Source organism: Blastocatellia bacterium, from assembly GCA_025054955.1.
Lineage (GTDB): Bacteria > Acidobacteriota > Blastocatellia > HR10 > J050 > JANWZE01.
This window is the reverse complement of record JANWZE010000104.1, coordinates 22004-35825: the sequence shown is the minus strand read 5'-3', so window position 1 is coordinate 35825 and position 13822 is coordinate 22004. Positions and strand designations below refer to the sequence as shown.

Genomic DNA, 13822 nt, shown 5'->3' with positions numbered 1-13822 from the left:
CGCTACGCTGTGCTTCACACAGCGGGTGAATTTGCAAGCAGAGGTTGCCGTCATGAACCGATCAATCCAACCGGTACTGTCAGTTTCAACTTCCTGGAAACGACTTGAAGCGCCATGGTTCATTCTCTTGGCGCTGGCGACGACGGCCTTTCTGTTGAAGCTGCCCTACCTGCCGACAGGATTGATTGCCGTTATCACGGTGGTGCTTGTCGGCATGGGATACGGCTACGTGCGCACCTACTATGGCATCAAGGCGCCTTGGGTCGTCGTCGCGTTGCTGATGGCTGCTGTTGCTGTTGATGCGTTGGGCAACTACTTCCGCATGTATGGGCGCTCGTTTGGCCCGATCATGTATGACGAGTTCGCGCACTGCGCAGCCTCCGCGCTGACGATTCCGGCGATCATCTGGTTGCTGAAAGAAATGATCGAACGGCGCGGGTATCGGTTATCGCTCAGATGGATCGTGCTCTTTGGCATCACGTGTAGCTACAGCGCAGCGGCTTTCTATGAAGTGATCGAGTTGTGGGATGAACTTTACTTCGGCGGCAAGCGCATCTGGAGCCCCTATGATGCGCCGCGTGACTTGCAGTGGGACCTGACCGGAAAACTCGTCGGCGCCGGGGTGACCTATTTGGTATTGAAACGAAAAACGACATCGGCCTCGCTCACCCCCATGTGTTAGAATGCGTTTGTGCTGGAATGGCTCAGATTCAGATTGACATCTCGGCGATGGATGGTGATCAGCGCGCTGGTTCTGACGCTGCTTGCTGGTTTGATCGGATGGATTTGGTCGTTTGATGTCAATCTCTATCGTGATCAGATTGCTCGCCAGCTTGAACAACGGCTGGGGCGTTCGGTCTCATTCGGAAGTCTGCAATTAACTCTCTATCCACGCATCCGCCTGAAAGCGACCGATACCATCATCGTTGACGATCCTCAGTTTCACACCGGCGCGTTTGTACAAGCTCAAACTATCCAACTGGACATAGGATTTTGGTCGTTGCTGACCGGCCATCCTCAAGTGCGACATATCGAACTGGTGGAGCCGACCGTCGTGCTCATCAAAGAGAAGGACGACCGCTGGAATTGGAGCACGCTGAATCCGCTGACGCAGGAGCCAAGCGAGACGGGTGCACCGCCGATCAACATCACCGTCCGAGACGGTCGCGTCACGCTGATCAACCGCCGTCAACTTCAGCCGATGGAAAAGTCCTACACAGGTATTCAAGCCACGCTCAACAACTTCTCTTCAAACACCGTGGCGAATTTCAAGCTGGCCGTCACGCTCCCGGGACAACAGCAAGGCCAACTGAGCATGGAGGGCACATTTGGGCCGGTTGATCCTGACGACGTGATCCGCTCGCCGCTCGATGCTCGCCTGAGCGTTGAGCAAGCTGAGTTGAGCGGCGTAGCGGCATTGTTTGGGCAGGCGCCTGCGGCGCAGGGTCGGCTCAGATTGACCGCCACGCTGAAAGGAGCGCCAAGCAGCGGCGTGCAGATTCAAGGCGAGCTGAAAACGGAGCAGCTTCGACTCGGCGATGCCCCGAAGCCGGCCCCGTTGCCACTAACCGCCCGATTCACTCTGGATGTCACAGCTCAGGAAAATTCCTATCTGGTGGACGTCGCCTCATGTCAATGGGCGATGGGGCAAACGCAGGCCATGATGACCGGACAAATCAGTCAAATTCCTACAAAGCCGACTCTCGCGCTTCGCATCACGGGCGAGGCCATGGCGCTGGAAGGCTTGATGGAATCGGCTCAGGCACTGGGCCTCAGCATGCCACAAGCCATATCGGCGACCGGTCAGGCTCGGATTGAGCTTCAGATCAACGGGTCGCCGGCGGCATTGACCTTGCACGGACACTCGACTATTCAGCGTTTCCAGCTCCGCAGCCCGCAATGGCCACAGCCAATTCAAGTCTCTGAGCTGAACCTCGTGTTCGATCCTGACGCCATCACTGTCTCACCATTTCGCGCAACGCTCGGCGAGCGCACCGTGGTTGACGTCACCTCGCTGAGTGTTCACAACTACCGTCGGCAGCCGCAGGCGCGACTGCAAGTGGCCGTAGAGAACGCCCGAGTGGAAGACCTGCTGAAAACCGCTGCGGCACTGGGCTACGGCGCGTCATTGTCGGGCGCTGGCCTGCTTACCTTCACAGCGATGGTTGAAACGCCTCTGGCTGATGGCCGCGTTCGCCCGACACTCGCCGGCCAAGGGCAAATCACCGGAGGACGCATCACCCATGACAACCTGACGGTCACCGACCTGGCTGCTCGAATCAAGTTTCAAGGGCAGACAGTTGATCTCACGCCGTTGACATGTCGCCTCTACGGCGGACGATATAGCGGACGAGTGACGTTGACCGGAACTGAGCCGGACATCACAGCGATAGGAAATTTCAACGGCGTAGATGTCAATCAATTTCTTTCGGCGATGTCATCTCTGAAAGACACACTCTACGGTCAGGCCGACGGCACATTGAACATGCATTGGCGAGGCCGACATGCTGACGTGCTGCTGGCCACGCTTTCCGGGCATGGGCGATTGACGGTGACGGATGGTCGCTTGACCGCGTTTAACCTGATGCAGCAAATCATCACCCTCGGTGAGTTGGTTGGGCTATCGGCTGATGGCAAAGAGACGCGGTTTCGACAGTTCACCACCAATTACCGACTCGGTGGCGGACGGTTGCTCACCGAAGAGCTCAAGTGGGATTTGAATCAGGTCACCGTCACTGGGCGCGGCAGCCTTCAGTTGGCTTCGCCCCATCAGACGGATTATGTCCTGCGCGCTCAACTGGCCCCATCCTTGACGCCGGCGGTGGTACCACCAGGCAATATCCTATCGGCTGCCGGCAAGTATATTTTGAAGGATCAGACGGTCGTGGTGCCGTTGAGAATGTCAGGCCCGCTGCGGCAGCCTCATTTTCACCTGGACGGCAACGTGCTACGAGAAAATCTTCCCCGCATGCCGCAAAAGCCGGTCGAGGCGATCCAGGATGTGTTGGAGATTTTCAAAAAGAGACCGAAGCAGCAGCCTTGATAACAGCAGTGAAGAATCGAACCGATGAATGAGGTTCCGCTTTGTCTGGCGCGTGCGCTCGCCGGCGCTGTGCCTCTTTCATCCATGGGATAATCGCTATGACGCCTCAATCCGGCAGCCCTCACCCCATCGTCGCGGCGCATGCTGAGCGACTGGTTTCGCTTGATGTGTTTCGTGGCATCACCATAGCCGGTATGATTTTGGTGAACAATCCGGGCAGTTGGAGCCATGTTTATAGACCACTGCAACATGCCGAATGGCACGGCTGGACGCCGACCGATTTAATTTTCCCATTCTTCTTGTTCATCGTCGGTGTGGCCATCACGCTCTCGTTGCCGAAGCGATTGGCGCGGGGCGATAGCCGGCGGGCGCTGTTTGCGCAAATCGTGCAGCGCACGCTTATCCTGTTTGCGCTCGGCCTGTTGTTAAACGGCTTCCCGTTCTACGACCTGTCGAAGATTCGCATCCCCGGCGTGCTGCAACGCATTGCCCTATGTTACTTCTTTGCCTCGCTCATCTTCATGTGGACAAAGCTCAAAGGGCAGGTCATGTTCACCGTGGCGCTCTTGATTCTTTACTGGCTATTGATGACGCTGGTGCCGGTTCCCGGCTACGGCGCCGGCGTGCTGGAGCAGGAGGGAAATCTGGCGGCGTACGTGGATTATCGGTTGTTGCGCGGCCATCTGTGGAAACCGACGTGGGACCCGGAAGGATTGCTCAGCACGATACCGGCGATTGCCACGACGTTGTGTGGTGTGTTGACCGGTTACTGGCTGAAAGCAGCTCGCAGCGTCAGCGAGAAAACGCGCGGGCTGCTCCTGGCCGGTCTGGCCGGCGTTCTCCTGGGGCAACTCATGGACGTTTGGTTCCCGATTAACAAAAACCTATGGACCAGCTCTTATGTTGTGTTCACAGCCGGGATGGCGTTGCTGTGCCTCGGTGCATGCGTGTGGTTCGTAGATGGTCTCGGCTACCGGCGGTTGGTTACACCATTCGTGATGTACGGCGTGAACCCGATCATCGTATTCGTATTATCCGGGCTGCTGGGTCGTTTGATGGTCATCTACAAACTGACTCAGCCGGATGGTTCGTCAGTGTCTTTCAAAACCTACGTGTATGAGCATTTTTTCGCTTCTTGGGCTGGGCCGATGAACGGTTCGCTGCTGTTTGCCATCGCTTATGTCATCGCATGGCTCATTCCTCTGGCCATCCTCTATCGCAAGAAGATATTCATCAAGATTTGATTCAGTGCGCGAGAACGGTTGTGAATGAGTTTACCCTGCGAGCGCATGCAGCGTGCATGAGCCTGCAAGACGTGAGACCTCCAGCTAAAGGCAATTGAAAATCGCGCTAGACCGGCGAATGGACAATGCTTCGGAGCTGATTCAGTCGCTGCTGCAGAAGTTCCGGCGCATCAGCTCGAATAGTGACGTGGCCGAGCTTGCGACCAGGTTGTGGAAGCTTGCCATACAGGTGTACATGCGCATCGGGCACAGCCAACACATCGTTCACCGGAGGTATTGTCCCGATTAAATTGAGCATCGCTGAGTGGCCGACTGCTTGCGTGGAACCGAGTGGGAGGTCGAGGATAGCCCGCAGATGGTTTTCAAATTGGCTCGTCTCAGCGCCTTCAATAGTCCAATGCCCAGAATTGTGCACGCGCGGAGCCATCTCATTAGCCAGCAGACGCCCATCGAGCTGGAAAAATTCTATCGCCAGCACGCCGACGTAATCGAGGGCTTGCAAAATGCGCTGCGCTTTGTCTTCGGCGCGCTGTTGAAGCTCAGGCGTCAGGCAGGGCGCGGGCGCTAAAGAGAGCCGCAAAATACCATCATGATGCCGGTTTTCTACGAGCGGGTAAAACGCTGTCTGACCGTTACGACGGCGCACGGCGATGATCGAAACCTCACGTTCAAACGGCACGAAACCCTCCAGGATTAACGGCTCGCCGCCCAACGCCGTCCATGCGCGATCCACGTCAGACGGCTCGCGCAACACACTCTGACCTTTACCATCATAGCCGAAGCGACGTGTCTTGAGCACCGCCGGCAAGCCAATGACATTGAGCGATTGTTGCAGATCAACCAGCGTCTCAACCGGCGCAAACGGCGACGTGGGGATGCCGAGGGAGCGAAACAGCGTTTTCTCATTAAGCCGATCTTGCGCCACTTCCAGCGCCTGCGGTGGCGGATAAACCGGAACGTGCTGGCTCAGGAATCGAACTGACTGCACAGGCACATTTTCAAATTCATAAGTGACCAGCGTCAGCGCTTCGGCAAATGCGCTGAGAGCGCGTTCGTCATCGTAGGCGGCTCGCACATGTTCGGCCAGCCCGGCGACTGGCGCGTCTGGCTTGGGATCGAGAAATCGGAAGCGCAGTCCGAGTGGATAACCGGCCAGCGCCAACATGCGGCCAAGTTGACCACCGCCCAGCACGCCAACAGTCATAGTTCTCTCCAAGGATCGCAGCCTTTGTGAAACCTTTGCTGGCCTTCACACCGGAGCACGCCAACGATCATGCTTCGCTCCGCGGATCAGGGTGATCAAGCACCGATTGGGTTTGCGCTTGACGATAGCGCCGCAGCGCCTCGCGATACGCCGGGTACTTATTGCCCAGGATGGCCGCTGCCAGCAAAGCCGCATTGGTAGCACCAGCCCGACCGATCGCCAGCGTTCCCACCGGCACACCGGCGGGCATCTGCACAATCGAGAGCAATGAATCAACGCCGTGCAACGATTTTGATTCAACGGGCACGCCGAGCACAGGCAGCGTCGTTTTGGCGGCTGTCATGCCCGGCAGATGCGCCGCGCCGCCCGCCCCGGCAATGATCACTTCCAAGCCACGCTGTTCGGCTGAGCTGGCATACTCGAACAGCAAATCGGGCGTGCGATGCGCCGAGACCACGCGCACCTCAAAAGGGATGGCGAGCTGCTCCAGCGTCTCGGCGGCATGAGCCAGCGTCTGCCAATCCGACGTTGAGCCCATAATAATCCCCACCAGTGGCTGCGCTGTCATAATGTCCCTTACCTCCTCGTGATTTCAGGGCCGAGCATTATAGCACCGCCGGTGAAAACGATGACAGCAGACGGCTGACGACGCCAACCAACGCTGATGTTGGCGTTCTTGTCAGAACTTCTTTCGTGCTTGGGCCAAGTCTTCGAAGCATGCCACCAACCAGCGTTGATGTTGGTTGCCTTGCCCGACTCAGCGTATGACCTGATCTTCAGGTTACCGCCGGATGCGCCAGAATTCCTTCAGCGCGTCTTCAGCCGACTTGCGACAGAATTGCTCCATCGCTTCCGAGACAGACCCGGTGACTTTATCGCTCAACGAGCGATTGCTGAGCGTTTGCATGTTGCTTGCCTGAATCCACTGATAGTCGAGTTTGACCGATGTTTTATCTTTCACATCCACACCAGCGGCGCGACCCAACAGGCCACCCAGTTTGCGGCCTGTATCCGGTTTAGCTTCCCGCACATCTACCAGCAAAATGTAATCCACCTGCTTGCTGCTGGCTTCCGTTTGTAGGCTGGGCGACGCTGTTGCGAGCAACGGGACAGCGTCCAGCGCATCGCCGCTGCGTTGGTTGATGGTCGAGACCATCTGGTGACGAAGCTCGGCGATGTCAAGACTGGCGCCCGACTGGTCTTTCAACGAGACGCCGACGCGCACCATGCCGGCGCGTTTCGGTTTCATGGCTGTCTCACCGGCTGCTTCTTTTTCCGCCGCTTCGCGCGCGCCGCGCATCATCTCGGCGATGGAAAAACCGTCGGGGCTTTTCACTTGCTTCCAGAAAGCTTGCTCATCCCGAATCTCGCGGCAATTGGCAGGCTTCTCAAAGAGCGCCGGATCAAGCTCGGCTAACGACAGCTCGGTGACTTCATAGATCACCGATACGGCCTGACCCTCTACAATGGTGGTTATTTTGCTGTACAGCTCAAAGCCGTCAAGCAAAGCGGGATTGCCTTTCATGTTGACGCGCATTGTGTCCTGACAATCCGGTCGCGTTGGCCGTCCCGGCGGCATGCGCACTGCCGGTTTCTCTATGTGGCGGCATCTCCACTCAGGCAAGTCAACTAACCAGACATCCATCGTCATCTCGAACCGGCCCGGATTGCATGACTCAGGCTTGGCCTCGAAGATTTGCTTGGAGATGATATGTCGAGCTTTCAACCCGAACATCTCTTTGCGCTCGCCCGTGTCGGTAACCTCACCTTCGATAACGACCAGCCCTCCTTTGCGTGGCTTGCCCCGCGGCGGAGGCGCTTCACGCTCGTTTTGATCGGGCGGCATGGGACCGACCGTTTCCGGCAGTTGGTCTTGCTCGCTGAACGGTTTTTGGAAGCAGGTTTGATTGCGCTGGTTGATGTAGACATACTGCTGCAAATCGCATTGCTCGATGGTGATCAGTTGCCGCTGTGGGTCTTCCTCTCGGTGCCGACGCCCCTTGATGTAAACGGTCGTGCTGGTGGAGGGCATCCGTATCGGCATGTTGGCCATCTCAGTGCGCGTTTGTGCCGTGTAGCGCAGGTTGAATTCTTTTTTCTTAACGTCCGGCGACGCAGGTTTCTTCTGTTGACTAAACGACGCCGCCGGCAGCAGCGCGATGATGGTGACTATGCCAGCCAAGACAAATAATGACCAATGAATTGAACGGGTGTCTGTGTTCATTGAAACCTCCGTGAAAGCTCTGCGGCACTCTGACAGTCGTGATCGCTCATGGTGACAATTCTCAAAACCGCCGGAAGCGTATTATGAAAGGCCATACCTGAAGATCATGATCAACCAGGTGACGAATTGCATCAAGAAACAATGAAGCTTCCTCTCGTTCAATACATGCCTTGGCAAGATTAACCGATGGAGGAAGCAAAATCATGAATCAAAATGGCGCACCCGGGGTGGCTCGAACACCCGACCTTTGGTTTCGTAGACCAACGCTCTATCCAGCTGAGCTACGGGTGCGCGCGGGTTTGAAACATACTCGAAAAACAAACGGTTCGTCAAGACAAAGACATTTGCGGAAGAGCGCAACCACCGAATGTCGGATTTGTTTCGGATTTCGTGCTTCGAATTTCGGATTTTTAGGTCTCGCGTCGTTCGCAGGTTATTCGGACAAGGTCGCACGGCCCCGTTCTTGGGCAAGAGCAGCAGTGTCGGCAGAATCGTGACGTCCAGCTCAGGCCAGCGACACGAGGAAAATCTCTTCCAGCGCCAATTGCCGATGGACGTTTTGCTGGAGGTTGCGTTGCAGCGTCTCCAGGTGAGCAGTGAACTGTTCAATCCGCGTCAACGACCACTCTCTGGCGAGTTGCTGGAGCGTAGGCGCAATATCTATATTGGTCACGTCGGCCGTCGGGCCTTCCACGAGCAGGTGAAACAGGTCTCTCAAGACCAGGTACAAAATATCGAGTCGCTTCTGGAACTCATCGCGGCTGAGTTTTTTGCCCAGATATTCAGCGGCGCGGATCAATCGCGCACGCTGGCTCGACGCGCCCAGCAGCTTCAGTAGCTCGATGGTCTCTTTGCGTTGCTCGCGATAAACAACCAGGTCCACATCCAGGGCTCGGCCGATGCAACCGGCGGCCAGCCGCGCCGTCAATTGAATATCTGCTTCCGCGCGGGCATCAAACCGGCGCAAGAACGCCTCCACTTCTTCTGTGCTGAGCGGAGTAAATAGTTGAATCTGGCAGCGGGAGCGAATGGTCGGCAAGAGCGCATGCAGCTTATCGCTGATCAAAATCAGCAATGAATCTTCTGGCGGCTCTTCCAGCGTTTTCAATAATGCATTGGCCGCCGTCTCATTCATGGCGTCAGCCGGGTCTATGATGAACACGCGGCGACGTCCCTCAAATGGCTTGTAGTTGGCGTCTTCGACGAGTTGGCGAATTTGTGCCACTTTGATAAACGCGCCCTCCGGCTCCACCATCTTCACGTCCAGATGAGTGCCGGCAGCGATCTTGCGACAGGCAGCGCAACGGTCGCAACTATCGCCATCAGCGCGTTCACAATTGACGGCCTTTGCCAGCGCGAGCGCGCACAACCGCTTGCCAACACCAGTCGGTCCAACGAAGATCAACGCAGGCGCGAGCCGCTGCTGGAGTAGCGCCGTTTTCAATCGCGCTTTGATCTGCTCATGACCGACGATCTTGCTCCACGACATAACTCACTGCTGGAGGCCCAACAGACGCAAGACCCATTCAAGCGCGGCTTGACATGACTGCTGCGGCGTGCCGGCGGCGGAGACGACCTTGATGCGATCAGGCTCTTGGCGAGCCAACTCCAGATAAGCCTGACGGACACGCTCATGAAACTGAATGTCTTCAGCGTCAAGCCGATCATGGCTGGCCGAGCCGACGCGCTCGCGGCGCCCTTGCAACCGTTGTCGGGCCACGGCCACGTCTACATCAAGCAGGATGGTCAAATCCGGTTTTAAGCCACCGGTGGCAAACTCCATGAGCGATTCAATCCACGCTAAATCGAATCCTCGACCGTAGCCTTGATACGCTCGTGTGGCGTCTGTGTAGCGATCGCATAGCACCACACGCCCTTCGCGCAGCGCCGGCAAAATGCGTTCATAGACGTGCTGAGCGCGGTCGGCAGCATAGAGCAGCAGTTCCGTTTTCGGCGTGACGGCGCGGTCGCTGACTTTCAGCAGGACTTGCCGGATTTCATTCCCCACGGTGGTTCCGCCTGGCTCGCGTGTCACCAGCACAGGAATCTGGCGCTGGCGCAAATGTTGTTCAACGAAGCGAATCACCGTGGTTTTTCCGCAGCCGTCAATCCCTTCGAATGTGATGAAGCGTCCTGCTTGAGAATCTTCTCTGATCATCTATTCTTTTTTCACGGTGATGGTCCGCGGCTTGGGTTTGTCCTTGGCAGGCGCTGTCGCTGTGTCGGGCCGACGTGCCTCCTGCACGCTTTGGCGCGGGGATGAGACGGTCGAGATGGCGTGCTTGAAGATCAGCATCTCTTGTTGTCCGGCATCCAGCAACACCGAGAACCTATCGAAGCTCTTGATGCGGCCAATGAGCTTAATGCCGTTCATCAAATAGAGTGTGACGGTCAGATGCTCTCGACGCATTTGGTTGAGGAAAGAGTCTTGTACGTTTTGAACCGGCTCAACGTCATGGCTCTCCCGAACGACATTGTTATTGTCAATGATTTCTTTTTCTGCCGGCATGACATGGCCCCCCATAGACGAGTATAGAGCTCCTTAAGCTAGCATTATGCATGGCCGATTTCAAGCCGGTCGCGTAAATAGGCCGCAAAGGTAGTCAATCACCCGACGTTGCACAGCAGGATCGTCGCCGAACCCATCGAACCAGGTCACGTCCGGTTCACGTCGAAACCAGGTCAACTGACGCTTGGCATAATGTCGGACATCTTGTTGCGTCAACTCAATCGCTTGTTCCAACGACAGCTCGCCGTGTAGGTACTGGACAATGCGACGATAACCGTGCGCTCCAAGCGCTTTGGCCGAAGCGGGCACGCCGGCAGCTAACAGCGCCTCTACTTCCTCTACCCACCCTTGTTCAAACATGCGCATGGCGCGCGCGTTGATCCGCTGGTAGAGTTCGGCTCGCGGCGGATTCAACGCTATCACGCGCAGTCGCCTGGCGAATTCAGGCGCCGGCGGCCGACGATTTAAGTGATCCACAATGGACTCACCCGTCTGCAAGTAAAATTCTAGGGCGCGAATCGTGCGCGCCCAATCGTTGATAGGAATTTGCTGAGCCGATGCGCGGTCTATTCGATGCAGCAGCCGATGCATGTGCGCCGGGCCATGACGCTTCAGGATGGCAGTGAGCCGCTGGCGCAACCGCAGATCGGTTGGCGGCGAATCAAAGAGCGGCAGGCGCGTGGCGCGCAGATAAAAGCCTGTGCCCCCAACCAGGATGGCCAGCTTGCCACGCGCTTCAATCTCTTGAATGACCTCAGTGGCCAGCCGCGCATACTGGCCGGCGGTGAAATGTTCTGTCGGCTCAACAATGTCAATCAAGTGATGCGGAACGCCCGCTTGCTGTTCAGGCGGGACCTTGGAGGTTCCGACAAGCAATCGGCGATAAATCTGGACCGAATCACAGTTGATGATCTCGCCGTCAAAGCGCAGGGCAATCGCAATGCCCAGGTCACTCTTGCCGGAAGCAGTCGGCCCGACCACAGCTAGAATCGGGCGATGGGTTGCGGCAGATGGTTGGGTCATAGTGCGTCAGATCGTTGGATCATAGCACGTCGAGCAGTCGCAGTGTCGCATAGACCATCAGGACAACGAGCAGCAGGAGCAATCCGATTTGTTGCTTGCGGGTCACCATCCGTGGGGCCTGCCATCAACGGCATGAGCTGACGACTAATAGATCCTGGTGATCGCCACGCCGGTGTAATATCTGCGCAGAATCTCAGCGTAGGACGCGCCTTCCAGAGCCAGGCCGTAGGCTCCCACTTGGCAAAGTCCTACGCCGTGTCCCCAGCCGCGACCGGCAAAGACCAGCTCGACAACGTTGCCCTGCGCGTCGCGTCGGCGATCTATGACAAACCGATTGCCACGCACTCCAAGCACGGCGCGAATGGCTGATCCGCGCAACTCTCTGGCGCCGCCCGCGCCAATCACCCGCACCAGTGTCACACGTTGTGTGGCGCTTCGCGCCTCAATGATCACGTCCACGAGATCGCCGACATCTATGCCGCGCGCTCTGAGCCGGTCGGCCAGCTCACGCGGCGTCAAACGAACCTCCCACACCGCAGCGGGTGAATAACGGTCGAGCGAAACGCCGTTGGCATGCGGCTCAACCGCCAGATAGTCAATGCGCCCGTTCGTATCCTGGCGAAACCACACGCGCTCGCCACCCGCAATCGCGATTCGCTTGATCGGCTGGCGCACGTCGCCGCTCTGTTTGAACAAAAACAGTTTGTCGGAGAGCGAAAACGTCTGCGTTGCGCCATTTTCCAAGCGGATGAGCAACCCGTTCTTGTCCAGCCGCCGCGCCAACCCTGATTGCAGTCGAATCAAACCGGCGCGTTCAGCCAGGCGAAACAGGGCTGTCAGCACGTGTTGGCGTGACACAGCCGAAGATCGGTTGAGCGAAGCGTCTTGCGGCAGGCTCAACACACCATCGCGGATCAGCGTGGCAATGGCGGCTCGTGTCTCAGAAGGCCAGTTTTGCGTATCGCTCCCGTCCAGGATGTAATCAACATCGGCCGGCGGCACCATGACAGTAGCATAGTCAGGCGGGTAAAACACCGAAACGAGCGCGCGCGCCAATCCTTCCAGTTGGGACAGTGATGATTTATCCACTGCTTCGATCTGCGCGTCTCGTCCGAGCATCGTAGCAAGCCGCTTCATCCAGTTGAAAACGTCCTCGACGGTCGCGGGCACCTGAAGCGATTCGGCAGTCCAAGCAGAGGGCATCGGCAGGCCGATGAGATGAAGCAGGGCGACTGACCATTCCGGCGCTGGCTTTTGCAGCGAGGTGATCGCGCGCGCGGCCAGTTGGCTCCGCTCCGGCGCGCACGCCACGCCGCGCAAATAGGGTTTTGCTTCGCCAAATGCAGCCTCGGCATCTTCCGTCCAACCGCCGCAGGTTGAAGAATACAACGCCTCAATCGGCTCGCCTTGATAGGTCAGTATCAAGCCACGCGTGTCGTTCACGGCCTGCGTGCTCAATGGGTGTTCAGCGTCTACGCCAGTGTATACCTGCGCGCGCGCGTCGGACAAAATGTCGTACTCATCCTCAGCCGTTGCCTTCAATTTTTGTTGCACGGCGAACGTGCGGGCAGCGATGGCTTGCGCTCTGAGCGCTTCCGGCTCCCCAAAGGCTGTCGGCCCCAATTCATTAGGTACCACGCTCCAGAGGTATTCTTCTAGCGGCAGCTCATTGACAATGGTCAATCGTTCTTGTGCATTGCATAGGACGACCAGTCGGCCACGATAGGCCCGTCCGTTGAATCTGAGAGGCGCTTCTGCCGGCGCCAGTGACACAAGCGTCAAACCAGAGGCGGTGCGCAACAGTGATCCGTTGCTTGGCGAGCTGAGCACCAATCCTGGGCGGGGCGGCGCCGCCACCGGTTTCGCCTCGCTATAGCCGGCCGACTTCACACGAAGCGCCAAGCGATTCGCTTCAGCTTCATCGGCCAACCGGCCAACATAAATATGGTGTCGCTCCGATGCTGTGTCGTGTTTGACCATCACCTCTTGCTGTTGGAACTCTTGCCGCAATCGTTGCAGCAGCCCGCTGACCTGATCACGCCGGCGAATGGTCATCACCTGCACTGCATATAGAGGCGTAGGCTCCTGGAGCATTCCAGGTTGCACGCGCACCTGCGTTTCGCCCAATGGAATTGGCGGTTCCCCTTCTTGCTCGATGCGACCGAGCGACTGCTCGCAAGAGATGGTTGCAACGGGCACATCTACGGCCAATGCCACACGAATGAACGGTTGAGGTGAAGAAGCTGATCTGGCGGCGCTGGCGCCAGTCGGCGCCCTCTCGCTTGCATCAGCATCAGGACGCGTCCGGCGGGGACGCGCTTTGCGCGATGGAGATTCTTGTTGCGCCGTCGCCTGCTCAGCCTGAGCATTGAGCGACCAAGCCTGAACCGGCACGCCGATATTGCCCAGTAGCGCCCATGCGCAGAGCCAGGCCATGAGCGATGAAATACGCGTGCGCAACCGGACGATCGAGCCGTGGCACCGCCGCCTCAGGCCGTCGCTTAGACGCACTTTGGTTGCGCTATGAATCAGCGTCAACTGGCGATGAACCCACGTGTCCATACTCCGTCAACTT

At 57.5% G+C, this 13822-nt stretch carries 11 protein-coding genes and 1 tRNA gene; 3 read left to right on the top strand and 9 right to left on the bottom strand.

Annotated elements, in window-relative coordinates; all coding sequences use genetic code 11:
* The 3 genes from NZ823_13420 to NZ823_13410 form a co-directional block, all read left to right on the top strand.
* A partial coding sequence (locus NZ823_13420) for a hypothetical protein (protein ID MCS6806124.1) occupies nucleotides 1–682 on the top strand: 682 nt, incomplete at its 5' end.
* A gap of 51 nt (nucleotides 683–733) precedes the next feature.
* A complete protein-coding gene (locus tag NZ823_13415) occupies nucleotides 734–3043 on the top strand; it encodes an AsmA family protein (protein MCS6806123.1) in 2310 nt (769 codons plus the stop codon).
* A gap of 98 nt (nucleotides 3044–3141) precedes the next feature.
* Nucleotides 3142–4287, top strand: a complete 1146-nt coding sequence (locus NZ823_13410; GenBank protein MCS6806122.1) for a DUF5009 domain-containing protein — start codon at nucleotides 3142–3144, stop codon at nucleotides 4285–4287.
* Nucleotides 4288–4393: 106 nt separating this feature from the next.
* On the opposite strand, the gene NZ823_13405 is transcribed toward NZ823_13410, so the two are convergent.
* The 9 genes from NZ823_13405 to NZ823_13365 all read right to left on the bottom strand — a co-directional run bounded on the left by NZ823_13405 (nucleotide 4394) and on the right by NZ823_13365 (nucleotide 13809).
* A complete protein-coding gene (locus NZ823_13405) occupies nucleotides 4394–5503 on the bottom strand; it encodes a 5-(carboxyamino)imidazole ribonucleotide synthase (protein ID MCS6806121.1) in 1110 nt (369 codons plus the stop codon).
* A gap of 55 nt (nucleotides 5504–5558) precedes the next feature.
* Entirely contained in the window at nucleotides 5559–6059 is a 501-nt protein-coding gene (purE, locus tag NZ823_13400) for a 5-(carboxyamino)imidazole ribonucleotide mutase (protein ID MCS6806120.1), read from the bottom strand.
* Nucleotides 6060–6272: 213 nt separating this feature from the next.
* Nucleotides 6273–7715, bottom strand: coding sequence for a hypothetical protein (locus NZ823_13395; protein MCS6806119.1), 1443 nt, complete (start codon nucleotides 7713–7715; stop codon nucleotides 6273–6275).
* A 214-nt stretch (nucleotides 7716–7929) separates the two neighbouring features.
* Nucleotides 7930–8006: transfer RNA gene (locus NZ823_13390), tRNA-Arg, on the bottom strand.
* Between the two features lie 214 nt (nucleotides 8007–8220).
* Entirely contained in the window at nucleotides 8221–9204 is a 984-nt protein-coding gene (gene holB, locus NZ823_13385; GenBank protein ID MCS6806118.1) for a DNA polymerase III subunit delta', read from the bottom strand.
* A 3-nt stretch (nucleotides 9205–9207) separates the two neighbouring features.
* Nucleotides 9208–9873, bottom strand: coding sequence for a dTMP kinase (gene tmk / locus NZ823_13380; protein ID MCS6806117.1), 666 nt, complete (start codon nucleotides 9871–9873; stop codon nucleotides 9208–9210).
* A complete protein-coding gene (gene hfq, locus NZ823_13375; protein ID MCS6806116.1) occupies nucleotides 9874–10239 on the bottom strand; it encodes an RNA chaperone Hfq in 366 nt (121 codons plus the stop codon).
* Between the two features lie 45 nt (nucleotides 10240–10284).
* The gene (gene miaA / locus NZ823_13370) at nucleotides 10285–11247 is read right to left on the bottom strand and encodes a tRNA (adenosine(37)-N6)-dimethylallyltransferase MiaA (protein ID MCS6806115.1); all 963 of its coding nucleotides are present in this window, start codon (nucleotides 11245–11247) and stop codon (nucleotides 10285–10287) included.
* Nucleotides 11248–11391: 144 nt separating this feature from the next.
* On the bottom strand, nucleotides 11392–13809 hold the full coding sequence (locus NZ823_13365) for a SpoIID/LytB domain-containing protein (protein MCS6806114.1): 2418 nt from the start codon (nucleotides 13807–13809) through the stop codon (nucleotides 11392–11394).
* Nucleotides 13810–13822: the final 13 nt, after the last annotated feature.

Bases quoted from the DNA above. Each gene is read 5' to 3' on its own strand.
- NZ823_13415 (MCS6806123.1), top strand. From the start codon at position 734: ATGGTGATCAGCGCGCTGGTTCTGACGCTGCTTGCTGGTTTGATCGGA.
- NZ823_13410 (MCS6806122.1), top strand. From the start codon at position 3,142: ATGACGCCTCAATCCGGCAGCCCTCACCCCATCGTCGCGGCGCATGCT.
- purE (MCS6806120.1), bottom strand. From the start codon at position 6,059: ATGACAGCGCAGCCACTGGTGGGGATTATTATGGGCTCAACGTCGGAT.
- NZ823_13395 (MCS6806119.1), bottom strand. From the start codon at position 7,715: ATGAACACAGACACCCGTTCAATTCATTGGTCATTATTTGTCTTGGCT.
- holB (MCS6806118.1), bottom strand. From the start codon at position 9,204: ATGTCGTGGAGCAAGATCGTCGGTCATGAGCAGATCAAAGCGCGATTG.
- tmk (MCS6806117.1), bottom strand. From the start codon at position 9,873: ATGATCAGAGAAGATTCTCAAGCAGGACGCTTCATCACATTCGAAGGG.
- hfq (MCS6806116.1), bottom strand. From the start codon at position 10,239: ATGGGGGGCCATGTCATGCCGGCAGAAAAAGAAATCATTGACAATAAC.
- miaA (MCS6806115.1), bottom strand. From the start codon at position 11,247: ATGACCCAACCATCTGCCGCAACCCATCGCCCGATTCTAGCTGTGGTC.
- NZ823_13365 (MCS6806114.1), bottom strand. From the start codon at position 13,809: ATGGACACGTGGGTTCATCGCCAGTTGACGCTGATTCATAGCGCAACC.